Source organism: Nocardioides ginsengisegetis, assembly GCF_014138045.1.
Classification (GTDB): Bacteria; Actinomycetota; Actinomycetes; order Propionibacteriales; family Nocardioidaceae; genus Nocardioides; species Nocardioides ginsengisegetis.
The window spans coordinates 278,565-301,622 of sequence record NZ_JACGXA010000003.1 but is presented as its reverse complement, the minus strand read 5'-3'; the positions used below and the strand labels follow the sequence as shown (position 1 = coordinate 301,622).

General features: G+C 72.3%; 20 protein-coding genes. 9 read left to right on the top strand and 11 right to left on the bottom strand.

Annotation, left to right across the window (positions count from 1 at the left end; genetic code table 11):
- Window position 1 precedes the first annotated feature (1 nt).
- From FB382_RS20950 to FB382_RS20935, 4 genes are all read right to left on the bottom strand, one after another.
- Window positions 2-799 (bottom strand): crotonase/enoyl-CoA hydratase family protein, encoded by a 798-nt coding sequence (locus FB382_RS20950; protein WP_182541895.1) that lies wholly within the window; start codon window positions 797-799, stop codon window positions 2-4.
- 95 nt (window positions 800-894) lie between these two features.
- Complete coding sequence (locus tag FB382_RS20945) at window positions 895-2,013, bottom strand: glycerophosphodiester phosphodiesterase (RefSeq protein WP_182541894.1); 1,119 nt, start codon at window positions 2,011-2,013, stop codon at window positions 895-897.
- Window positions 2,014-2,086: 73 nt separating this feature from the next.
- Window positions 2,087-2,848, bottom strand: coding sequence for an ABC transporter permease (locus FB382_RS20940; RefSeq protein WP_343055711.1), 762 nt, complete (start codon window positions 2,846-2,848; stop codon window positions 2,087-2,089).
- Between the two features lie 35 nt (window positions 2,849-2,883).
- On the bottom strand, window positions 2,884-3,576 hold the full coding sequence (locus tag FB382_RS20935) for a VC0807 family protein (protein WP_182541893.1): 693 nt from the start codon (window positions 3,574-3,576) through the stop codon (window positions 2,884-2,886).
- Window positions 3,577-3,796: 220 nt separating this feature from the next.
- Between FB382_RS20935 and pgm the strand changes: the two genes are divergently transcribed.
- Together pgm and FB382_RS20925 are read left to right on the top strand one after the other, a co-directional pair.
- Window positions 3,797-5,431 (top strand): phosphoglucomutase (alpha-D-glucose-1,6-bisphosphate-dependent), encoded by a 1,635-nt coding sequence (pgm, locus tag FB382_RS20930; protein ID WP_182541892.1) that lies wholly within the window; start codon window positions 3,797-3,799, stop codon window positions 5,429-5,431.
- A 20-nt stretch (window positions 5,432-5,451) separates the two neighbouring features.
- Window positions 5,452-5,850, top strand: coding sequence for a hypothetical protein (locus FB382_RS20925; RefSeq protein ID WP_182541891.1), 399 nt, complete (start codon window positions 5,452-5,454; stop codon window positions 5,848-5,850).
- 258 nt (window positions 5,851-6,108) lie between these two features.
- Here the strand turns inward: FB382_RS20925 and FB382_RS20920 are convergent, their stop codons facing one another.
- The gene (locus FB382_RS20920) at window positions 6,109-7,344 is read right to left on the bottom strand and encodes a fatty acid desaturase family protein (RefSeq protein ID WP_182541890.1); all 1,236 of its coding nucleotides are present in this window, start codon (window positions 7,342-7,344) and stop codon (window positions 6,109-6,111) included.
- A 29-nt stretch (window positions 7,345-7,373) separates the two neighbouring features.
- The gene (locus FB382_RS20915; protein WP_182541889.1) at window positions 7,374-8,492 is read right to left on the bottom strand and encodes a ferredoxin reductase; all 1,119 of its coding nucleotides are present in this window, start codon (window positions 8,490-8,492) and stop codon (window positions 7,374-7,376) included.
- Between the two features lie 84 nt (window positions 8,493-8,576).
- Between FB382_RS20915 and FB382_RS20910 the strand changes: the two genes are divergently transcribed.
- Entirely contained in the window at window positions 8,577-9,782 is a 1,206-nt protein-coding gene (locus FB382_RS20910; RefSeq protein ID WP_182541888.1) for a PucR family transcriptional regulator, read from the top strand.
- Here the strand turns inward: FB382_RS20910 and FB382_RS20905 are convergent.
- On the bottom strand, window positions 9,754-10,797 hold the full coding sequence (locus tag FB382_RS20905; RefSeq protein WP_343055710.1) for a cation diffusion facilitator family transporter: 1,044 nt from the start codon (window positions 10,795-10,797) through the stop codon (window positions 9,754-9,756). The genes FB382_RS20910 and FB382_RS20905 overlap by 29 nt on opposite strands.
- 90 nt (window positions 10,798-10,887) lie before the next feature.
- Between FB382_RS20905 and FB382_RS20900 the strand changes: the two genes are divergently transcribed.
- A complete protein-coding gene (locus tag FB382_RS20900) occupies window positions 10,888-11,814 on the top strand; it encodes an SGNH/GDSL hydrolase family protein (RefSeq protein ID WP_182541887.1) in 927 nt (308 codons plus the stop codon).
- Window positions 11,815-12,015: 201 nt separating this feature from the next.
- Here the strand turns inward: FB382_RS20900 and FB382_RS20895 are convergent, their stop codons facing one another.
- The 3 genes from FB382_RS20895 to paaN all read right to left on the bottom strand — a co-directional run bounded on the left by FB382_RS20895 (window position 12,016) and on the right by paaN (window position 16,777).
- Window positions 12,016-13,512 carry an amidohydrolase gene (locus tag FB382_RS20895; protein ID WP_182542018.1) on the bottom strand — a complete coding sequence of 499 codons (1,497 nt, stop codon included), beginning with the start codon at window positions 13,510-13,512 and terminating at the stop codon, window positions 12,016-12,018.
- 34 nt (window positions 13,513-13,546) lie between these two features.
- Entirely contained in the window at window positions 13,547-15,007 is a 1,461-nt protein-coding gene (locus FB382_RS20890) for a DHA2 family efflux MFS transporter permease subunit (protein ID WP_182541886.1), read from the bottom strand.
- A gap of 93 nt (window positions 15,008-15,100) precedes the next feature.
- Window positions 15,101-16,777 (bottom strand): phenylacetic acid degradation protein PaaN, encoded by a 1,677-nt coding sequence (gene paaN / locus FB382_RS20885; RefSeq protein ID WP_182541885.1) that lies wholly within the window; start codon window positions 16,775-16,777, stop codon window positions 15,101-15,103.
- 69 nt (window positions 16,778-16,846) lie between these two features.
- Here paaN and FB382_RS20880 point away from each other — a divergent pair, with 69 nt between their 5' ends.
- Complete coding sequence (locus FB382_RS20880; protein ID WP_182541884.1) at window positions 16,847-17,488, top strand: hypothetical protein; 642 nt, start codon at window positions 16,847-16,849, stop codon at window positions 17,486-17,488.
- 6 nt (window positions 17,489-17,494) lie between these two features.
- Here the strand turns inward: FB382_RS20880 and FB382_RS20875 are convergent, their stop codons facing one another.
- A complete protein-coding gene (locus FB382_RS20875; protein WP_220481981.1) occupies window positions 17,495-18,976 on the bottom strand; it encodes a serine/threonine-protein kinase in 1,482 nt (493 codons plus the stop codon).
- Between the two features lie 150 nt (window positions 18,977-19,126).
- Here FB382_RS20875 and FB382_RS20870 point away from each other — a divergent pair, with 150 nt between their 5' ends.
- The 4 genes from FB382_RS20870 to FB382_RS20855 all read left to right on the top strand — a co-directional run bounded on the left by FB382_RS20870 (window position 19,127) and on the right by FB382_RS20855 (window position 23,018).
- On the top strand, window positions 19,127-20,038 hold the full coding sequence (locus tag FB382_RS20870) for an ABC transporter ATP-binding protein (protein ID WP_182541882.1): 912 nt from the start codon (window positions 19,127-19,129) through the stop codon (window positions 20,036-20,038).
- A complete protein-coding gene (locus FB382_RS20865) occupies window positions 20,035-20,853 on the top strand; it encodes an ABC transporter permease subunit (protein ID WP_182541881.1) in 819 nt (272 codons plus the stop codon). Before FB382_RS20870 ends, FB382_RS20865 begins: the two co-directional genes overlap by 4 nt.
- Before the next feature lie 117 nt (window positions 20,854-20,970).
- Entirely contained in the window at window positions 20,971-21,537 is a 567-nt protein-coding gene (locus tag FB382_RS20860) for a sigma-70 family RNA polymerase sigma factor (RefSeq protein WP_182541880.1), read from the top strand.
- On the top strand, window positions 21,534-23,018 hold the full coding sequence (locus tag FB382_RS20855; protein ID WP_182541879.1) for a M1 family metallopeptidase: 1,485 nt from the start codon (window positions 21,534-21,536) through the stop codon (window positions 23,016-23,018). Before FB382_RS20860 ends, FB382_RS20855 begins: the two co-directional genes overlap by 4 nt.
- The last annotated feature ends 40 nt before the right edge of the window (window positions 23,019-23,058 follow it).

Below are 23,058 nucleotides of genomic sequence, written 5' to 3'. Positions count from 1 at the left end.
GTCACCGCGAGCGCGGACCGAACTGCGGCGTGACCTTCGCAGCGGCCGCCTCGCGGGCGACCTTGGTGTTGCGGATCCCCAGCAGCCAGGCCTGCTCGATGCGCTCGCGCGCGAACGTGCGGCGCGGGCCGGAGGTCCAGGTGGCGTTGAAGAGGCGCTTGGCCGCGGCGAGCTGGTCGGGCGAGCGGACCTTGAGGCGCTCGGCCAGCTCGAGGGCGGCGGCGACCGGGTCGGCGTCGACGCCGGTGACCAGGCCCAGGGCCTCGGCCTCCTTGCCGGAGACGACCTCGGCGGTCATGGTCAGCCTCTTGGCGGTGTCGATGCCGACCAGCTCGGCGAGCGTCCGGATGCCCGTCATGTCGGGGATGATCCCCCACTTGCCCTCGAGCACCGACCACTGCGAGTCGGGCGTGGCGAACCGGAAGTCCGCGGCCAGGGCGATCTGCAGGCCGCCGCCGAGGCAGTGCCCGTGGACGGCCGCGATCACCGGCACCGGGATCCGGCGCCAGGCCCAGCAGGCCTCCTGGAAGGTGTTGGTGCCGCGCCACGGCCGCGGGACGAAGCTGGTCAGGATCTTGGCGGGCTGCCGCAGGACCGACCCGAAGTCGAGGCCGGCGCAGAACGCGTCACCCGCTCCGTCGATGACCACCGCCCGCAGCGTCCGGTCCCGGCGCAGCCGGTGGGCGGTGGCCACCAGCTCGTCGAGCGTCTGCAGGGTGAGGGCGTTGAGCTTGTCGGGTCGGTCGAGCGTGACCCGCGCGATGCCGTCCTGGACCGTGCACGTGACGAGGGAAGCCATGGGGCCAGCCTACTTTTCCCTGCTCCCGCTGGGTCGTGCTGCCCAGAGTGCGCCCGGGCGCTCCGTGGGCAGCACGACCCGATGGGGTGTGCGGGTCAGTTCTGGAGCCAGTCGTTGCGGGCTGCGACCGCGTCGTCGGGGAAATCGGAGAACAGCGCGTCGACCCCGGCGTCGAGGAACGCCGCGATCTCGGCGTGCATGTCACCGTGGGCGTTGGGGTCGGTGCCGCGGCGGAAGTTGGTGGCCATGAACTGGTTCTCCTCGCGCAGCGTGTAGATCACCACGTGCAGGCCCGCCCGGTGGGCGTTGTCGACCAGGTCGCTCGGCGTCGTCGTAGCGCCGGTGGCCGGGTCCCGCGGCAGGACCAGGTCCTTGCTCGGGCCGGCCCAGTCGGCGTACCGCGCGATCCTGCGCATGCCCTCGGGCGTCGTCATGTCGGCGTACGTCGTGGGGTCGCCCGCGGCGACCTTGTCCGCCGGTGCGCCGGAGGAGTCGATGAGCTGCTCGAGCGGCAGGTCGGTCATGTGGTCGAGCTGCTGGAGGTTGCCGATCTCGAAGGACTGGATCAGCACCTTGTCGCGCGGGCTGTCGTAGCCGAACTTCGTCAGCGTCCGCACCATCGGCTCCTCGGGCGAGAGGCCGATCGAGTCGAAGTACGTCGGGTGCTTGGTCTCGGGCGCCACGCCGATCGTGCGGCCGGTCTTGCGCTCCTCGGCACGGACGAGGCGCAGCACCTGCGCGAAGGACGGGATCTTGTAGAGGCCGTCGTAGGCCGTGTTGGCCGGCCGCACCTGCGGCAGCCGCTCCTTGGCGCGCAGCGTCTCGAGCTCGGCGAAGGTGAAGTCCTCGGTGAACCAGCCGGTGATCTTCTGGCCGTCGATCGTCTTGGTCGTCTTGCGGTCGGCGAACTCCGGGTGGTCCGCGACGTCGGTGGTGCCGGTGATGTCGTTCTCGTGGCGGGCGACGAGGACGCCGTCCTTGGTCGAGACGAGGTCGGGCTCGATGTAGTCGGCGCCCATCGAGATCGCGAGGCGGTAGCCGGCGAGGGTGTGCTCGGGGCGGTAGCCGGGCGCGCCGCGGTGGCCGATGACCTGGGGCGTCGCGACCTGCTGGACCGGCGGCTTGTCGGTCGCCGTGGCGGTCGAGGTGCCGACGAAGGGCAGGGTCGCGCCGACGAGGGCGACGAGGCTGGCGCTGATGATCCGAGGTGTCATGGCCCCGACCCAAGCGAGGCGCGGTGACGGAGCGGGGTGGCTCAGGTGAACCGACGGTGACGCGTGGCGGGGCTCACGCGGTGCGGCCGTCGACGACGAGAGGGACGTACGGCGTGCGGCCGGCCAGGCGGGTCACGACGACGCCCGTGACGGTCATCGTCAGCGCGATGCCGGCCAGCACGACGAGCTGGAACTGCGCCGCCTCCGCGGGGCTGGCGCCGCCGAAGAGGGCGCCGACGAAGGCGCCGGGCAGGGTGACCAGGCCGGTGGACTTGGTCTGGTCGAGGGTCGGGAGCAGCGACTCGCGGACCGCCTCCTGACCGATCTCCTCGTGCGCCCGGCTGGGGGTCGCCCCCAGCGAGAGCCAGGCCTCGATCTCGTCCTTGCGGGCGCGGGAGCCGCGCAGGAAGTTGCGGCCCGCCAGGGTGGCCGCGCTCATGGAGTTGCCGATGATGATGCCGCCGACGGCCACGACGTAGCGCACCTCGAGGTCGACGAGGTGCAGGGCGAAGATCGTGACGAGGGTGAGCAGCGCTCCGGTGAGCACGCCCGCGACCGCCGTACGACGACCGCGGTGCAGCTCGCGGAGCCGCCCCATCGAGGTCCACGAGGCGGTGCTGAGCATCAGGACCACGAAGCCGGCGACCGTCCACGGCACCGCGAGGATCCCGCGCAGCAGCAGGGCGATCACGGTGAGCTGGACCACGGCGCGCAGCAGCGCCCACAGGGGGAACCAGCCCAGCCCGGTGCGCGCCCACCGGCCGATGCCGAGGGTGAGGGCCGTCATCGCGGCCAGCCCGGCGCCGAACGCGAGGTAGTGCGCGGTGCCGGTCACGCCCGCATTGTGCCCCGGCGGGCCTCAGGTACGGCTCAGGCGCGGGCCAGCGCGGGCTCGGCGTGGTGGCCGAGCAGGCCCTCCTTGCGGGCGACCACCACGGCCAGCGCGATGGTCGCGGCGGCGGCGGACATGTTGATCAGGAGCACCGTGACGCTCTTGACCAGGATGAAGGTCTCCAGCGACTGCGACTGCAGCAGCCACAGCGTCATCAGCGCCTTGCCCAGCGCGAGCAGCGCCCACAGGAGGGTCAGGTCCCGGAACAGTCGCTGGATGCGCGGGCGCATCGACAGCTCGTGGTCCAGCGGGTAGAAATCGCCGGCGAGCCGCGCGACCATCGGGCGGGCCGTGACCAGGGAGAGCAGGAACGCCGTGGCGACGACGCCGTCGCTGATGATCGGCTGGAGGAAGTAGAAGAAGGTGCTGTGCGCCATCAGGCTGATCACCGTGCGGCTGGTGATCAGGGCCGCGGTCAGGAACAGCAGCCCGGAGGTCCGCCGCCCGGTGAGCTTGCGCCACGCGATGGCGCCGTAGGACCACAGCAGCGAGACGATGATCGCGGTCCACACGCCGAAGGTCGCGAACACCGCGTAGAACAGTGCGGCCGGGATCACACAGGCGATGAGCAGGCTCAGGGAGACCCGCTTGATCACGGCGCCCAGGCGCGGGCGGTGGTGGCCCGCGGGCTCGGCGTGCGGGGCGGTGGGACGTTCGAGGGTGTCAGGCATGGCGGAAGCAGGCATCGTGGAGGTGTCTCCTGCCGACCGGGACCGGGTCGGGTGATGGGGGGCGATCGCCCCGGAACGACACGGACTGATCCGCGTCAGGGGGTTCCGGGGGTCTTTCCACTGTACGTCGGGAAGCCCGCCCGAGCGCCTGTCGACCGCGTCACAGGTTCCACTCACCGTCGCGGAGACGTGGCCCCCGGTTCGCGGCATGATGTCGGCCATGGCCGACTCACGCGCTGGACAGCTCGCCGAACCCTCCGACCTCGTCGACGTCGCGCACCTGGTGACGGCCTACTACACCGGCGTGCCCGACCCCGAGGACGTCGACCAGCAGGTCGCCTTCGGCACCAGCGGGCACCGTGGCACGTCGCTGAAGACGTCCTTCAACGAGACGCACATCCTCGCCACCACGCAGGCGATCTGCGACTACCGGCGCGAGCAGGGGTACGACGGCCCGCTGTTCATCGGCCGCGACACCCACGGGCTGTCGGAGCCCGCGTGGGCGACCGCCCTGGAGGTCCTGGCCGCCAACGACGTGACCGTGCTCGTCGACGACCGCGACGGCTGGACGCCGACTCCGGCTGTCTCCCACGCCATCCTGCGCGCCAACGCCGGCCGGACCACCGGGCTCGCCGACGGCATCGTCGTCACCCCCTCGCACAACCCGCCGACCGACGGCGGCTTCAAGTACAACCCGCCGCACGGCGGCCCCGCCGACACCGACGCGACGTCGGTGATCGCCCGGCGCGCCAACGAGCTGATCGCCGGCGGGCTGGCCGGGGTGCGCCGGATCCCGTTCGGGCGCGCCCGGGCCGCGGCGGCGCCGTACGACTTCCTGGGGACGTACGTCGACGACCTGCCGAACGTGCTCGACATCGGGGCGATCAAGAACGCCGGCGTCCGGATCGGCGCCGACCCCCTCGGTGGCGCGGCGGTGGACTACTGGGGCGAGATCGCCGAGCGGCACGGCCTCGACCTGACCGTGGTCAACCCGCTGGTCGACCCGACGTGGCGCTTCATGACGCTCGACTGGGACGGCAAGATCCGGATGGACTGCTCCTCGCCCAGCGCCATGGCCTCGCTGATCCGGCGCAAGGACGAGTACGACATCGCGACCGGCAACGACGCCGACTCCGACCGCCACGGCATCGTCACCCCGGACGCCGGGCTGATGAACCCCAACCACTTCCTCGCCGTCGCGATCGGCTACCTCTTCGGCGGTGCCCGCCCCGACTGGCCGGACACGGCGCGGATCGGCAAGACGCTGGTGTCGTCCTCGATGATCGACCGGGTCGCGGCCGGGCTCGGCAAGCCGCTGGTGGAGGTGCCGGTCGGCTTCAAGTGGTTCGTGCCCGGCCTGATCGACGGCTCGTTCGGCTTCGGGGGCGAGGAGTCGGCGGGCGCCTCCTTCCTGCGCCGCGACGGCTCGACCTGGACCACCGACAAGGACGGGATCATCCTGGCGTTGCTGGCCTCGGAGATACTCGCCACCACGGGCAAGTCCCCCTCGCAGCACTACGCCGACCTGGTCGCCGAGCACGGCGACCCGGCGTACGCCCGCATCGACGCACCCGCCAACCGGGAGCAGAAGGCCAAGCTCGGCGCGCTGTCGCCCTCCGACGTGACCGCTACGTCGCTGGCCGGCGAGGAGATCACCGCCAAGCTCACCGAGGCGCCCGGCAACGGCGCGAAGATCGGCGGCCTCAAGGTGACCACGGAGTCGGCGTGGTTCGCCGCCCGGCCGTCGGGCACCGAGGACGTCTACAAGATCTACGCCGAGTCGTTCCGCGGGGCCGACCACCTCGCCGAGGTGCAGGCCGAGGCCCGCGAGGTGGTGTCCGCCGCCCTCGGCTGAGCGGCTGGGATGCTGGGCGCGTGCGCTTCACCGAGAACGAGATGACCCAGGCGATGGCCGGCGCGGCGAAGTCGGTCCTCGCAACCCGGCGGGACGTGCGCCGCGGCAAGCGGGACGTCGACGAGCTGTGGGAGTCGATGGACCGCGCCCAGCGCTACCAGCTGCTGAGCGGGCTGGGCGACCAGGTGCTCCCGGTGCTGGTCGCGCTCCCCGACGTGAAGGTCGCTCCCGGCACGCGGCCGTCGTACACAGACCGGGAGGTGCTGGCCACGGTCGAGTCGGTGGCGACCGACGACCTGGGGCGCGTACGCCGGGCGGTGCTGCTGCGGGCCCGCGTCGCACTGGTGCAGGCGGCGCTCGCCGCCGTGCCGCCGCGGCTCGACCCGGACGCCCTCATCGACCCGGACTCGTCGGGATAGTCCCCAACGCAATTGCTGTCCGCGGGGTCATTCCACGACAACTGCGTTGGGGACTATCCCGGCAGGCCAGAGGTCAGCGCCGGACGCGGCCGAGGATGAAGAGCACGAGGGCGATGATGGCCAGCACGATCAAGATGGTCCACAGCATGGTGAGACTCCGTCCGTTGGGTTGATGGGTCGTGCGCTGCCGGTCGGAGTCCGAGCGAGCAGTCGCAGGACAGTTCGTGCCCAGTCGATGGCTCCTCCAAACGCAGGGTGTCAGGCGGCCTTGGCCTCCGCGGCCCGGCGCGCCTGCTGGTTGAGGCGGGCCTGCGCGGCCCGACGGACCTTGGCGCCACCGGTGGTCATCTTGTAGAGCAGCTTGGTCTGCGGCACGACGTTCTTGGCGTTGGTCGTGGCCAGCCAGCCGTTGGGCAGCGACAGGCGGATCACCTTGTGCCAGGCGGACGCGACCTGCTTCGGGAACGGCGCGGCGTGGTAGTTCAGGCCGTACTTGTCGAAGAGGTCCTTCACCTTCGGCGCGATCTCGGCGTACCGGTTGGACGGCAGGTCCGGGAACAGGTGGTGCTCGATCTGGTGGGACAGGTTGCCGCTCATGAGGTGCATGGCCTTGGAGCCGGAGATGTTGGCCGAGCCGAGCATCTGGCGGACGTACCACTCGCCGCGGGTCTCGCCCTCGATCGAGCGCTTCTCGAACGTCTCGACGCCCTCGGGGAAGTGGCCGCACATGATGATCGAGTGGCTCCACAGGTTGCGGACCACGTTGGCGGTGAAGTTGGCGGCCAGGGTGGGCAGGAACGAGCCGGTCGGCAACGACAGCGCCGGGTGGACGACGTAGTCCTTGGTCGCCTGGTTGCGGATCTTCCTCAGCACCTGGCTGACCCGGGCCTTGAACTCGGGGTCCTTGGTCTTCTTGCGCTTGATGTTGGCGCCGAGCTCGAGGTCGTAGGCCGCGATGCCGTACTCGAAGAAGCAGGCGTTGACGAAGTTCCAGAACGGCTGGACGAGGAAGAACGGGTGCCAGGGCTGGTCCTCGTCGACGCGCATGATGCCGTAGCCGAGGTCGTTGTCCTTGCCGATGACGTTCGTGTAGGTGTGGTGCAGCTCGTTGTGCGAGTGCTGCCACTGCTTGGCCGGCGTCGCCATGTCCCACTCCCACGTCGTGGAGTGGATCTTGGGGTCGCGCATCCAGTCCCACTGGCCGTGGAGGATGTTGTGGCCGATCTCCATGTTCTCGAGGATCTTCGCGACCGAGAGGCCGGCGGTGCCGACGACCCAGGCCGGCGGGAAGACGCTCGCCAGGAGGACGGCGCGGCTGCCGAGCTCCAGCTTGCGCTGGACGCTGATCACCTTGCGGATGTACGCCGCGTCGCTGGCGCCGCGCGCGTCGAGCACGTCCTGGCGGATCGCGTCGAGCTCGACGCCGAGCTGCTCGATGTCCTCGGGGGTGAGGTGGGCGATCGGGTTGTCGGACTTCTTCTGCAGGGCGGTCATGGTGGTTCCTCTCGGGGGGGGTCGAGGAGTCAGTTGTCGATGTGGCAGGGGCCGGCGGCCGCGCTGATGCAGGTCTGGATGATCACGCCGTCGCCCGGGGCGGCGATCGTGAGCTGGCCGTTGCGCAGGTCGCGTACGGCGCCCTCGCGGAGCGGCAGGACGCAGCCGAAGCAGACGCCCATCCGGCAACCGCTGGGCATCAGGACGCCGGCCGACTCGGCCGCGTCGAGGATCGGGGTGGCGCCGTCGGCCTCGACGACGGTGCCGGACTTCGTGAACGAGAGCGTGCCGCCGCTCTGCCCATCGTTGGCGTTGGCGACCATCGGCGCCCGGAAGCGCTCGATGTGCAGCGGCAGGCCCTTGGGCTCGTGGTGCGCCTCGAGCGCGTCGAGCAACCCGACCGGGCCGCAGGCGTAGGTCACCCGCTCGGCGAGGTCGGGGACGATCGTGTCGAGGTCGTCGACGTCGAGCATCCCGTGGGTGTCGGTGTGCAGCTCGACGAGGCGCAGGCGGCCCTCGGCGGCGTACTGGCGGAGCTCGTCGCCGAAGATCACCTCGGCCCGCGAGAGCGCGGAGTGCAGGACCACGATGTCGGCAGTGATCCGCTCGGAGCGGGCGAAGAGGCCGCGCAGCATGCCGATGACCGGGGTGATGCCCGATCCCGCGGTGACCATCAGGAGCTTGGCGGGCATCGGGTCGGCGAGCACGAAGTCGCCGGCAGCCTGGCCCAGCTGGATCATCTGGCCGGGGCGGACCTTCCGCACGAGGTGGTTGGAGACCACGCCGTCGGGGATGCCCTTGACCGTGATGCTGATGCAGCGGTCGGCACGGGGGCCGTGGGTCAGCGAGTAGGTGCGCCAGAGGCGGACGCCGTCAACGTCGATGCCGATGCGGACGTACTGGCCGGGCACGTGGCCGGCCCAGTCCTTGCCCGGCTTGATCACCAGGGTGGCGGCGTCGGCGGTCTCGGCGGTCACGGACACGATCCGGCCGCGCAGGTCGGCGCCCTTGCGGAGCGGGTGGAAGACGTCCAGCACGTCGCCGAGCTCGAGCGGGGTCACCGCGGCCTCGGCGAGCCGGCGTACGCCGTCGCGCAGGCTGCGTCCGAACGGGACGGGAGCCGCGGCGCGGGGGAGAACGGTGCTCATGGGATCAGTCTCCTGCACCTCGGGCGTAAACTCATGTGCGAGGAACGTGAAAGTCCGCGTCACATTTGTTCGCAGGAGACAAAAATGCCCCGAGCGACTCCCCGCCGCACCGCCGGTCACGGGCTGACCCTGTCCCCCGAGGCGGTGGCCGACATGCGCTCCCGCCTGCCGGCGGTCGCCGAGGCCACCGTCGCGGCCATCATCGAGGAGGTCCCCAGCTACGAGGGTGCCCTGTCCGGGCCGATGGGCGAGAACATCCGGAACGCGGTGCAGCTCGCGCTCGGCGGCTTCCTCTCGTTGGCCTCGGGCCGCCGCGGCTCGGACCCCCGCACGCCGGCCGCGCCGGCCGTCGAGGGCGCCTACCAGCTCGGCCGGGGCGAGGCCCGCAGCGGCCGGACGACCGAGGCGCTGCTGGCGGCCTACCGGATCGGCGCCCGGGTGTCGTGGCGCGAGATGTCGACGGCGGCGGTGGCCAACGGGGTCCAGCCGGAGACGCTGGTCGACTTCGCCGAGCTGGTCTTCGCCTACATCGACGAGCTGTCCGCGGCCAGCGTCGCCGGGCACACCGACGAGCTCGCGACCACGGGCCGGGTGCGGCAGCGGCTGCTCGAGCGGGTCGCCCACCACCTGCTGAACGACTCCGCCACCGAGACCGTGGTCGACGCCGCCGAGCGCGCCGACTGGGTCCCACCGACCACGCTGACCGCGGTGCTGCTGCCGGAGTCGCAGGTCCGCTCGGTCCTCGCCTCCCTCTCCCCCGCGACCCTGCGGGCCGGCGACCTGCCCGGGCTCGAGGAGCTCGCGCTGCTGCTGGTCCCCGACGCGCACGGCCGCGCGCGGGGCGTGCTGCTGCGCACGCTGCGGGGCCGCGGCGGCATCGCGGGTCCTCCCCGGCCCTGGCTGGAGGTGCGGGCGTCGTACGACCGGGCGCTGCGTGCGCACGCGCTCGGGCTCCCCGACGACACCGAGGCTCACCTCCCCCGGCTCGTGCTCGGTGCCGACCCGGCCGCGCTCGCCGACCTCCGTGCCCAGGTGCTGGCCCCCCTCGAGGGGCTGCGCCCCGGCACGGCCGAGAAGCTCGCGGACACCCTGCGGTCCTGGCTGCTGCACCAGGGTCGCCGGGAGGAGGTCGCCGAGGAGCTGTTCGTGCACGCGCAGACGGTCCGCTACCGCATGGGCCAGCTCCGCGACCTGTACGGCGACCGCCTCGACGACCCGGACACCGTGCTGCAGCTCGTGCTGGTGCTCGGTGCGGACCGGGTCAGCCGGCCGGCGGCGGGTCAGGGCTGAGCGAGGGGTCCTCGGGGAGCGAGAGGGTCAGCACGGCGTCCTCGATCAGGTCGTTGCGCTCGATGTCGAGCTCGACCTGCCGGAGCCGCTGCGCGAGCGTGGGCTCGCGGTCGTCGCCGGTAAGGTCGACGGCCGCCACGACGAACACCTTCTGGGGACCGACGTACTCCACGTGCAGGTAGGTGATCCGCTCGATCGCGTCGTGGGCCAGCAGGGCCGCGAGGACCCGCGACCACATCTCCGAGCCGAGGGTCTGGCCGAGGAGGTACTGCATGTTGCGGCGCATCAGGTAGACCGCCACGAACGCCAGCAGCAGGCCGACCGCGATCGAGCCCACCGCGTCGTACGCCGCCTGGCCGGTCAGCTGGTGCAGCGCGATGCCGGCACCGGCCAGGACCAGCCCGAGCAGGGCTGCGAAGTCCTCGAAGAAGACCGCCCGCAGGGTGGGGTTGGAGGTCCGGTCGATGTAGCTGAGCGGGTGCAGCCCCCAGCTGCTGGCCTCGCCCTTGAGCTGGCGGCTGGCCTGGATGAACGACGAGCCCTCGAGCAGGAATGCGAGCCCCAGGACGACGTAGTTGACGGTGTAGCTCACCTCGCTCGGCTCGGCGAACAGCTCGCTCACGCCGTGCCAGATCGAGACGACCGCGCCGGCCGAGAACAGCCCGAACGCCGCGACCAGCGACCACACGTAGGTCGCCCGGCCGTAGCCGCGCGGGTGCTTGTCGTCGCGGGGCCGCTCGCCGCGCTTCTCGGCGATCAGCAGGAAGACCTCGTTGCCGGTGTCGGCCCACGAGTGCGCGGCCTCCGCCCCCATCGACGCCGAGCCGGTGAGGAAGGCCGCGACCGTCTTGGCCAGGGCCAGCAGTCCGTTGGCGACCAGCGCGACCAGGACCGTGAAGGTCGAATCCTTCTTCTGCCCCGGCTCGGTGGGCATGGCCTCGTCCACCGCCTCGTCGCTCCTGAGCTCGGAGTCGCCCGGAGGCGGGGCGTCGGGGGGCAGGTGGTGGTCGGTCACAGCACAGTCGTACCCCACGAACGACGTCTCGGTCACACGGGAGGCGGGGCGTGGCGGTCCGGCATGGTCGTGGGCCGTAGCGTGCTGGACATGACGTCCCCCCTCCGCACCGTCCTCGTGGCCGCGCTCGCGACCCTCGCCCTGGCCGGCTGCTCGTCGGACGCCACCACCGGATCGCCCTCCGCCGACTCGACCTCGGCCACGCCCAGCGCCTCGGTCACCACGCAGGTCGACGCGCAGTTCCCGACGTACGTCGCCCTCGGCGACTCCTACACGGCCGCGCCGCTCGTGCCGGACACCGACACCTCCAACGGCTGCCTGCGCTCGACCAACAACTACCCGGCGCTGGTCGCTGCGGCCCTCCCGGGCACCTCACTCACGGACGTGAGCTGCAGCGGGGCGTCGAGCGAGTCGATGATCGGCGTGCAGAAGACCAACACCGGGCTGGTGCCGGCGCAGTTCGACGCCCTGACCGAGGACACCGACCTCGTGACGATCGGCATCGGCGGCAACGACGCCAACCTGTTCGCCACGATGGTGGGCGCGTGCTCCCAGGTCACCAGCAAGGACCCGCACGGCTCACCGTGCCGGGACAAGCTCACCGCAGGCGGGAAGGACCAGCTGCGCGCGGCCGTGCAGCAGATCGGCGGGCACGTGACCGCGATCGTCAAGGGCATCCACGACCGCTCGCCCCAGGCGAAGGTGCTGGTCGTCGGCTACCCGCAGATCCTGCCGGCCCACGGCACCTGCCCCGACCTGCTGCCGCTCGCCGACGGCGACGTGGCCTACGCGCGCGGCGTCCTCGAGGACCTCGTCACCACGATCAGGAAGGCCACCGCGGCCGCCGGTGACGCGGAGTACGTCGACCTGTTCGCCGCCACCGCCGGCCACGACATCTGCGCGAAGGATCCCTGGATCAACGGTGCGCAGACGGATCCGCAGGCCGCCCTGGCCTTCCACCCGTTCGAGGCCGAGCAGCAGAAGGCCGCCGAGCTGGTGCTGGCAGCGCTCAAGTAGCGCGAGAGGGCAGTTGGGGGCACTCCCAACGGCGCGAGAGGGCAGTTGGGGGCACTCCCAACGGCGCGAGAGGGCAGTTGGGGGCACTCTCAGTGCCCTCTCGGCGCGATGAGACTGCCCCTGAGTGCCCTCTCGGCGCGATGAGACTGCCCCTGAGTGCCCGCTCGGCGCGATGAGACTGCCCCTGAGTGCCCTCTCGCGCTAGAGGGCGGAGTGGACCGTCGCGCCGGCGACGAGGGTGAGGGCGACGGACATGTCACGGAGGGCGGCGCCGGTCTTCGCCGAGTCACCGAGGTCGGCCAGCGGGTCGGCGTCGAGGAGGACCAGGTCACCGCGGGAGCCGACGCGGACCATGGGCTGGCCGTCGACCGAGGCGGCCAGGGCCTCGCGGGGGGTGAGGGCGTGCTCGGGGTGCCAGGCGACGCGCTCGTCGGCGCTGCGGTGGACGGCCGAGGAGACGGCCAGCCACGGGTCGAGCGGCGAGACGGGCGCGTCGGAGCCCATCGCGAGCTCCACCCCGTCGTCGAGCATCCAGCGGAAGGCGAACGAGCGCGCCGACCGGTCGCCCCAGATCTTCTCGGTGAGGTCGCGGTCATCGAGCAGGTGGGCGGGCTGGATGCTGGCGCGGATGCCGAGCCGAGCCATCTCGCGCACGTCGTCGCGGCCGACGAGCTGGGCGTGCTCGATGGAGCCACGGGCACCCGTGTCGGCATACGACGCGAGCGCCTCGGCGACAGCCGCGTCACCGATCGCGTGGGTGGCGATCTCGAGGCCCGACGCGTGCGCGCGGGCGAGCAGAGTCCGCAGCTCGGCGCCCGACAGGTTGGGCTGGCCGCAGGGGTACTCCAGGCGGTGGGCGTCGGCGTAGGGCTGACAGCACCACGCCGTGCGGGTGTTGAGGGAGCCGTCGCTGATGATCTTGAGCGGCCCCATGGTGAGCCGGTCGTCGCAGCCGGGCAGCGCGTCGCCGGTGCGCAGGCCCCGCCCGATGATGTCCTCGAGGGTGTCGGCGTAGGTCGCCATCCGGATGCTCAGCAGGTCGCAGCCGTTGGCCCAGCGGTGCTGCCACTCCGGCACGCCACCGCTGAACTCGAAGTCGACGATGCCGACGACGCCCATCGTCGCGGCGTGGTCGAGCGTGCGGCGGTAGGCCTCGGGCGAGGTGCCGTCGTCGCCGACGAGCGTGGACAGACGGGCGTACGCCGCGAACCACTCGGCCTCCCGGACCACGCTGTCGCGCACCGGCATCGCCAGGTGCATCAGCGCGATCGTGTTGAGCCAGGCGTGGTGGCCGTCGCCGCTGATCAGCACGACGGGGGTGTCGCCGGAGACCGCGTCGAGCTCGGAGACGGTGACGTCGCGCTCCCAACCGCCGCTGCGGTGGCCCCAGCCGATGACGGGGAGCTCGGGGTACTCAGCGACCCGCTCGGCGACCATCCGGGTGGCGTCCTCGGGCGAGCGCGCGAAGGCCAGGTCGAGCCGCTGCGAGGCCAGGGTCCACTGGGCGAGGTGGACGTGCTGGTCCCAGAGGCCGGGAGCGATCCAGCGGCCGGCGGCGTCGATCTCCTCGACGCCGGCAGGTCTGTCGAGCGCGGTCCCGACGGCGGTCACCGAGCCGCCCTCGACGAGGACGTCGAGGGGCTGGTCGGGGGCGACCTCTCCCGGCGCGAGCGGGACGAGGCGGGCGTTCCGGATCATCGTCACGTCCCGCACGCTAACGCCCGGCGAGAGGTCAGACCGGGTCGGGGAGGGGGTCCTCGTGAGCGGGGACGGTCTCCACCTCGTGGGGCATCTGCATCGGGCGCGGCCGCAGCAGCCCGCCGCCGATCGCGGCGGCCAGCAGCGCGAAGACGGCACCGGCCGCGAACGCCCAGTGGTAGCCGCCGTTGAGCGCCTCGACCGGGTCCGCCCCACCGGCCAGCAGCGAGCCCGTGCGGTGGTCGGAGAGGCTCACCAGGATCGCGAGGCCGAGCGCGCCGCCCATCATGAAGCTGGTGTTGACGACCCCCGACGCCAGGCCGGACTCATGCGGCTCGACGTCACCCATCGCGGCCAGGAGCACCGGGTTGAAGGCGATGCCGGCGCCGATGCCGAGCAGGATCATCGAGGGCAGCACGTCCACGGCGTACGAGCCGTCGACGGGCGCCCGGGAGAACAGCGCGAGGCTGGCGGCGGCCAGGCCGAGGCCGACGGTGAGCGGGCGGCGGATGCCGAACCGCATGACGGCGCGGTCGGAGACCTTGAGCGAGCAGAACGCCATCACCACGCTGGTCGGCAGGAAGGCCAGGCCGACCTCGAGGGCTTCGTAGCCCAGCACGCGCTGGAGGTAGAGGGCCGCGAGGAAGAACCACGCGAACATCGCGGCCGCCCAGAGCACGCCGACGACCTGGGAGATCGAGACGTTGCGGAGCGCGAACAGCCGCAGCGGGACGAGCGGGCTCGCGGCGCGCGCCTCCCACCCGACGAACGCGGCGAGCAGGGCGGCGCTGGCGCCGAGCACCCCGAGCGTGCGGCCGGAGGTCCAGCCGGCCTCGTTGCCGCCGACGATGCCGTAGACCGACAGCATCAGCGCGGCCGTCACCAGCACGGCACCGGCCACGTCGAGCCGGCCCTGGCCCTCGGCGACGTCGTCGCCGGGCAGCACCCGCTGGGCGGCGAACCAGACCGCGACGCCGACCGGGACGTTGACCAGGAAGATCCAGTGCCACGAGAAGAGGCCGGTGAGCACGCCGCCCAGCAGCACGCCGACCGCGCCGCCGCCCGACATCACGAACCCGAAGAAGCCCATTGCCTTGGCCCGCTCGCCCGGGTCGGAGAACAGGCCCATGATCAGGCTCAGCGCGACCGCGGACACCGCGGCGCCGCCGAGCCCCTGGATCGCCCGGCCGGCGACCAGCAGCCCCGACGACGGCGCGAGGCCGCAAGCGATCGAGGCGACCGTGAACGACACGACGCCGAGGGTGAAGACCCTCTTGTTGCCGAACAGGTCGCCCAGCCGGCCCGACAGCAGCAGGAAGCCGCCGAAGGTCAGCAGGTAGGCGTTGACCACCCACGCCAGCGCCGACGGCGAGAAGCCGAGGTCGGTCTGGATGGAGGGCAGCGCGACGTTGACGATGCTGGAGTCCAGCACGATCATCAGGTCGCCCAGGCAGAGCACGTAGAGCGCCAGCCAGCGGCTCTTCAGGTCGGTCATCGCAGGTCTCCTCGGTGTCGGGGTCTCACCCCCTCCACGAACACGGGGCTACGGATACGACAGACCCGCCCGAGGAGAAATACTCATCGTCCGTCAGACGTGGCGGCGGGACTGCACCACCCGGAAGCGGGAGGCGACGTACGCGCCGTCGGTGTAGGACGCGTTGGCCGCCGGGTTGGCGCCGGTGCCGTGGAAGTCGGAGTAGGCCGCGGACTGGTTGACGAAGACGCCGCCGAGGAGGTTCTCCGAGAGGGCCACCCCCGCGTCGAGGGCCGCGTCGCGCATCGATGCGATGACCGGCTCGGAGGTCGCGTAGACCGCCGCCGTCATCGCGCCGTGGCGCTGCACGGTGTCGCGGAAGAGGTCGATCGACTCCTCGGTGGAGGACGTGGTGATCAGGTAGGCCACCGGGCCGAAGCACTCGGACTCGTAGACGTCCGCATCCTTGGCCGACAGCTGCACGAGCGTGGGGGTGCGCACCGTCGCGTCGGCGTACGCCGGGTGGGTGACCGTGCGCGAGGCGACCAGCACGTCGCCGCGGGCGCCCACCTGCTCGAGCCGCTCGAGCACGCCGGCGTTGACCACGCCGCCGAGCAGCTCGACCGCCCGGGCGTCGTCGCCGAGCAGCTTGCCGAGGGCCGCCTCGATGCCGGCGCCGACCTCGGCGGGCGTCTTCACGCCGTCGTCGGTCGCGATGCCGGACTCGGGGAGGTAGACGTTCTGCGGGGCCGTGCACATCTGGCCGGAGTAGAGGGAGAACGAGAACGCGAGGTTCTGGCACATCGCCCGGAAGTCGGACGTGGAGTCGATGACGACGGTGTTGACGCCGGCCTTCTCGGTGAAGACCGTGGCCTGGCGGGCATTGGCCTCGAGCCAGTCGCCGAAGGCGTTGCCGCCGGTGAAGTCGATCAGCTTGACCTCGGGCCGCACGGCGAGGACGGCCGCGAGCTTGTCGGCGGGGTCCTCGGCGGCCAGCGTCACCAGGTTGGGGTCGAAGCCGGCCTCCGCCAGCACCTCCTGGCAGGCCTGCACCGTGATCGCGAGCGGCAGCACGGCCGAGGCGTGCGGCTTCACGACGACCGGGTTGCCGGTGACCAGCGAGGCGAACAGGCCGGGCCACGAGTTCCACGTCGGGAAGGTGTTGCAGCCGATGACCAGCGCGACGCCGCGCGGCACCACGGTGAAGGTCTTCTCCATCCGCAGCGGCTCGCCACGGCCGGGCTTCTCCCACAGCGCGGTGGCGGGGGTGCGGGTCATCTCGGTCCAGGCGTAGGCGATCGCCTCGAGCGCGCGGTCGAGCGCGTGCGCGCCGCCGGCCTGGAAGGCCATCACGAAGGCCTGGCCGCTGGTGTGCTGGACGGCGTTGGCCAGCTCGAAGATCCGGCCGTGCAGGCGCGCCAGGATCTCCAGGCAGACCCCGGTGCGGGCCTCGGGGCCGGCGTCGCGCCAGGCCTTCTTGCCCGCCTCGGCGGCGACCAGCAGCGCGTCGACGCCGGCCGGGGTCACGCGGGGGTAGGTGACACCCAGGTCGAAGCCGTACGGCGAGCGCTCGGTCGCCACAGTGCCCTCCGCGCCCGGCGTGCTCAGCGGGAAGGCGCCGTCGAGCCAGGACTTCCACGCCGCGACACCGTCGGCGGCGGCGTTCTCGCCGTACACGCGCGGCGAGGGGGACTCGTCGAAGGCGGAGAAGTAGCCACGGGTGGCGCAGGCCGCCACGGCGGCGTCGAGGCGGTCACGGTGCTGGGCGAAGAGGTCCGACGACGTTGTCATGGCGCCACCCAATCCTCTCGGCGGGCGGTGACGCAACTCACGGAGGGGCCAGACCTTAGGGTGACGGCCATGGGCGCACGGGGACTCGGGGTGGTGCTGCTCCTCGCCCTGCTCGGGGTGGGCGGCGGCTACGCCTGGGCAGAGCACCGCGAGCCGACGGCGGTGACCTTCCGCGACGCCGGCCCGGTGCCCGCGAGCAGCCCCTCGCTGCCGGTCGACCCGGTGCGGCCGTTTGCCGCCGACATCCCCTACCCGCCGCTGCTGCCGAGCCTGACCTACAAGCGGCACGTCATCGGCAGCCCGGGCTTCCAGTGGACCTACCGGGCGCCGCGCGGCTGGGTGCGCACGGAGGAGTACGACAACGAGTACCGGTGGCGGCCGCGCGGCGAGCCCGAGATCGGCGGCTACAGCCTGCGCGTCAAGATCGCCAGCGAGCACAAGACCCGGGAGCAGATGGTCGCGCAGAAGCTGGCCGCGATGCAGGCCGGCTACCAGGACGTCGAGATCATCGGCCAGACGACCGACCTGCTGTCCTTCAGCTACCGCGACGCCGTCCGCAACACGCAGCGCTTCAACACGTTCATGTGGTTCTCGATCCCCGGCGAGACCGAGGCGAAGTTCGAGATGTCCGTCGTCGGTCGGTCCGTCGACCGGGCCGGTCTCGACGACCTGCTGGCGACGGTGTCCAGGAGCATCTCGCCCGTGCAGTAGCGGGCGTCAGATGCCGCGGGTCTCGACGGAGTCGAGCACGGCGTTGGCAGTCGCCCGGGTCGCGCTGCGCACCTGGATCCACAGCAGCCGGTTGTCCGCGACCTGCACGACCCGCTCGACGGTGACCCCGCCGGGGCAGTCGGTGTAGACGACGGTCACCGAGGAGCCCAGATCGCCCTCGTCGGTGTACGGCGACTGGGCGGTCCGGCACTCGGGATGCTGCGGCACCTGGCTCGGCAGCTCGGTGCCGGCGAGGATCCCGAGGAAGACGCCCTGCGCGGTCGACGCCGTGGCGGTCCAGTCGGGGCTCGTCCCGACCGAGAGGGCGGCGTACCGGGTCTTGTCGAGGGGCGAGCGCCACCCGGTGTCGGCGACCGCCCGGTGCCAGGTCGACGGGACGGTCACGAACAGCGAGCCGCCGTCGTCGCCCAGCGTCACGTCGCGGTCGGCCCGACGCTGCTCCGCGGCGTACCCACCGGCGGCGCCGGCCGCCAGCGCGACGGCGCCGACGAGCGCCGCGGCGACCGTGCGGCCGCGGCGCCGGGGCTCCGCGGGTGGCTGCGGCTCGGGCAGGACCGTGCCGGCGACCGGGCGCGGCGAGGGCCGGGCACCGGGCTGGGTCAGCGCGGGGTCGACGGGCAGCCACGGGGCCGGCGCCGTGCCCGCGGCCTCCCGGCCGAGCGCGGCGGTCAGCGCCTCGACGTAGGACCGGACGTCGGGCCAACGGTCCTCGCGGTCGGGGGCCAGGCCACGGCGTACGACGGCGTCGACCTCGGCCGGGAAGGGCCGCTCCGGCGTCGAGAGCGACGGGGGCGGGCCGGGCTCGGCGGCCGCGGCCAGCGTCGCGTGGGAGTAGGGCGCCCGGCCGGCGAGGAGCAGGTGGGTGAGCGCGGCGAGGGAGTACTGGTCGGCGCGGGCGTCGAGGCTCTCGCCCTGCGCCTGCTCGGGCGCGACGAAGGACGGCGTGCCGGCGATCATCGTGAGCCGCGAGGACATGTCGAGCGCCTTGCCGAGCCCGAGGTCGCCCATCATCGCCCGGACCTCGGTGCCGGACCCGGCCTCGACGGTGCGGAAGAGGACGTTGGCCGGCTTGACGTCGCGGTGCAGGATGTTGCGCTCGTGCAGGGCCTGGAGGCCGGCGCCGACCTGGCGGATCACCTCGAGCGCCTGCTCGGGGGTGAGCCCCTCGACGTCGAGCCGGTCCGCGAGGGTGCCCTGGTCGGCGTACGACATCACGAGGTAGGGGCGGCCGTCCTCGAGCTCGCCGGCGTCGTAGACGGACACGACGTGGGGCGACTCGACCTTGCGCAGGTAGCGGCCCTCCTCGAGGAAGCGGCCGCGCACGTGGTGGTCCTCGGTCCAGTTGTCCGCGAGCACCTTGATCGCCACCGGGGAGTCGAGCTGCTCGTCGTAGGCGAGCCAGACCGTGGCGAAGCCGCCCGCTCCGATGCGCCGGCGCACGGCGTAGCGACCGAGGCGGGAGGGCATGGACACGGAGGCATCATGCCAAGAAGCCCGGCCGGGGCGGTGGTCGCCGGATCGGGGTCGACCCCGAGGGCGTCTCGGGGGTGCGACCGGGGTCGGGTTCAGCGGCTTCCCCGATGTGCGATCGGCACGGTGAGGGCGAGTCTTCTCGACATGATCTCCATCGACTCCCTCACCCGGACCTACGGCAGCTTCACGGCCGTCGACGACGTGACGTTCACGGCCCGTCCGGGCCGCGTCACCGGGTTCCTCGGCCCCAACGGTGCCGGCAAGTCCACGACGATGCGCGTCCTGGTCGGGCTCACGCCCGCCACCTCGGGAACCGCCACGGTCTGCGGTCGGCGCTTCGCCGACCTGCCCAACCCCGGCCTCGAGGTCGGCGTGCTGCTCGACGCCTCGGCGCAGCACGCCGGCCGCACCGGCCGGGAGATCCTCACGGTCGCCGCCCGCACCATGGGCCTGCCGACCAGCCGGGTCGACGAGATCCTCGACCTCGTCAGCCTGACGCCCGAGGAGGCCGGCCGGCGCGTCCGGCACTACTCCCTCGGCATGCGGCAGCGGCTCGGCATCGCCACGGCGCTGCTCGGCGAGCCGGAGGTGCTGATCCTCGACGAGCCCGCCAACGGCCTCGACCCGGCCGGCATCCGGTGGATGCGCGACCTGCTCCGGGGGTACGCCGACCGCGGCGCGACCGTCCTGCTGTCCTCGCACCTCCTGCACGAGATCGAGGTCATCGCCGACGACCTGGTCGTGATCGGCAACGGCCGGATCGTCGCCCAGGGGACCAAGGCCGAGCTGCTGCAGGCGGCCGGCACCGTCGTACGGGCGGCGAACCGTGACCACCTGTCGCGGGCGCTGACCGCCTCCGGCATCACCCACCACGCCAGCGGCGGCGACGCCCTGCGCACCGACGCCGACCCCGACCTCGTCGGCGAGGTCGCCCTGCGGGCCGGCATCGCCCTGCGCGAGCTGCGCAGCGCCGACGGCGCCGGGCTCGAGGAGATGTTCCTCGAGCTCACCGCGGACACCCAGCGAGAAGGAACCCGAGAAGGAGTGGCGGCATGACCACCATGACCCCCGCAGCAACCAGCGACCTGGCCCGCCGGCCCGTGACCCGCACCGCCCCTCCGGCGCCGATCCCGTTCTCCCGGGTCGTCGCGGTGGAGGCCCGCAAGTCGTTCGACACCCGCTCCGGCTTCTGGCTGCTCGCGAGCATCGGCATCACCGCCCTGCTCGCCACCGGCGCCGTGCTGCTGTGGGCGCCGCGCGACGAGCTGACCTACGACACGTTCGCCGGCGCGATCGGCTTCCCGATGGCGGTGATCCTGCCGATGGTGGCGGTGCTCGCCGTGACCAGCGAGTGGAGCCAGCGCAGCGGCCTGACGACGTTCACGCTCGTGCCGCACCGCGGCCGGGTGATCGCCGCCAAGGCGGTCGTCGCCGTGGCGGTGGGCGTCGGCTCGATGCTGGTCGCCATGGTCATCGGCGCGGTCGGCAACGTCGTCGGGTCGGCGATCGCCGGCGTCGACACCGTCTGGGACGACGGGCCGCGGACGCTCGCGTTCATCGTCCTCGGCAACGTCCTGGGCCTGCTGATCGGCTTCATGCTCGGCGTGGTGATCCGCAACTCGGCGGGCGCGATCGTGGGCTACTTCGTCTACGGCTTCGTGCTCCCGACGCTGGCGATGCTGCTGGCCAACGGGCAGGCGTGGTTCCACGACCTGCAGCCGTGGGTCGACTTCAACTTCGCCCAGGGCCAGCTCTTCAACGGCACCATGACCGGCGAGCAGTGGGGCCAGCTCGGCACCAGCGGACTCATCTGGCTGGTCGCGCCGCTGGCCGTCGGCCTCACGATGCTGATGCGGTCCGAGGTGAAGTAGCCCCGGAATCGTGACCGAACCGTAGGACCCGGCCCCGGCCGGGTCCTACGCGTTCTGGACTATCTTCGGGTTGTTGCGACAGGGGGCTTCGGGGCCCACGAATCGGGGGAGAACGGCGTGGAGGCACGCACTGCTGACGAGATCGACGAGCTGGCGCGGCGCGCCCGGGACGGCGACCGCGACGCGCTCGAGGTGCTGCTCGGCGCGATCCGGCCGCGGGCGCTCAACGTCTGCCGCGGGGTGCTCCCCTACACCCCCGACGCCGAGGACGCCTGCCAGGAGGCGCTGATCAACATCGCCGCCAAGATCGGCTCGTGGGGCGGCCGGGGGCGGTTCACCACCTGGATGCACGTGGTGGCGGTCAACTCCGCCAGGTCGACCTACCGCCGGATGAAGAACCAGGCCGTGCCCGCCGACCCGCACGCCGCGACCGGACCGATGGACCGGCCCGACCCGCGCACCACCAGCGTCATCGCCGGCACCCGCCTCGACCTGCTCGAGGCGATGGAGACCATCGAGCGCGACCACCCGCAGTTCGTGGAGCCCCTGATCCTGCGCGACGTCTACGGCATGTCCTACGAGGAGATCGCCGAGCAGGTCGGCGCGCCGCTCGGCACCGTGAAGGCCCAGATCCACCACGGCCGCAGGCTCGCCCGGCCGCTGCTGCGCGGCGGCGTCGAATGAGGCTCGCCGGCGGGGTCGTCGCCCTCGCCCTGGCCTGGACGTCGCTCGCCGCGTGCGACTCCTCCTCCCCGAAGGCCGACCCGTCGCCGGTCTCCGCCTCGTCCTCGGCCTCCCGGGCCGTCGAGCCGGTCGGGAGCGAGACGACCGTCGCGACCGACGACCCGTCCCTCGACGCCGCCGTGAGCGAGCCGGTCGAGGACCGGGTCTACCCCGATGTGGGCGACCCGTCGGTCGACGCGCTGCACTACGACCTCGACCTGGCGTGGACGCCCGCGAGCGACACCCTGACCGCGGTGGAGACGCTGGTCTTCCGGGCGACCGCGACCGGCGACCACGTCCAGCTCGACCTCGGCCAGGCGCTGACCGTCTCGTCGGTGACGGTGGACGGTGCGGACGCGGACTTCGACCACCCCGGCAAGGACCTCGTGGTGCACCTCGACACGCGGGCCGACCGGCGCTACACGATGGTGATCTCCTACGCCGGCTCCCCGCGGCCGGTCAGCGCCCCCACGACCCGGGGCGACTTCAGCACGCTCGGCTGGACGACGACGACCGACCACGCCGCCTGGACGATGCAGGAGCCCTTCGGCGCCTACAGCTGGTACGCCGTCAACGACCAGCCGGCCGACAAGGCGCTCTACTCCTTCACGATCGCGGCCCCCGAGCCGATGATGGGCGTCGCCAACGGCACGCTGGACTCGCGCGACCAGCAGGACGGCACCAGCATCACGCGCTGGCACCTCGACGAGCCGGCGTCGTCGTACCTCGTCACGATCGCGATCGGCGACTTCCAGGAGACCAAGGACCGCTCGACCAGCGGCGTGCCGATCACCTACTGGACCCCGCGGGGCGCGGCGTACACGATCAAGGGGCTCCGGTCGACCGCCCCGGCCGTCGACTGGGTGGAGGGCAAGCTCGGGCCCTACCCCTTCTCCAGCCTCGGCATCCTGCTCGTCGACTCGCGGTCGGGCATGGAGACGCAGTCGATGATCACGCTCGGGCGGACCGACTACACGACCGCGCCGCAGGTGCTCGTGCACGAGATCGTGCACCAGTGGTACGGCGACGAGGTCACCCCGCGCGACTGGCGCGACGTGTGGATGAGCGAGGGGATGGCGCTCTACCTGCAGGGGTTGTGGGAGGCCGAGCACGACCATCGGTCGGTCGCGTCGCTGATGGCCGAGTGGGGCAGCATCGAGCCGCAGATGCGCCGCGAGTCCGGGCCGCCGGCCGACTACGACCCGGCGACGTTCGGCGAGGGCAACATCTACTACGGCCCCGCGCTGATGTGGGACGAACTGCGCAAGCGGCTGGGCGACGACGAGTTCTGGCGGCTCGTGCGGAAGTGGCCGACCGTGCACGAGGACGGCAACGCGGGCTACGACGACATCACGTCGTGGTGGTCGCAGCAGACCGGGCGCGACCTGCAGCCGTTCTTCGACGCGTGGCTGCTCGGCCGGAAGTCCCCGCCCCGCACCTGACGCCGCCCCGTCTCTTGTTGGATCTGTGCTCTGGGCGAAC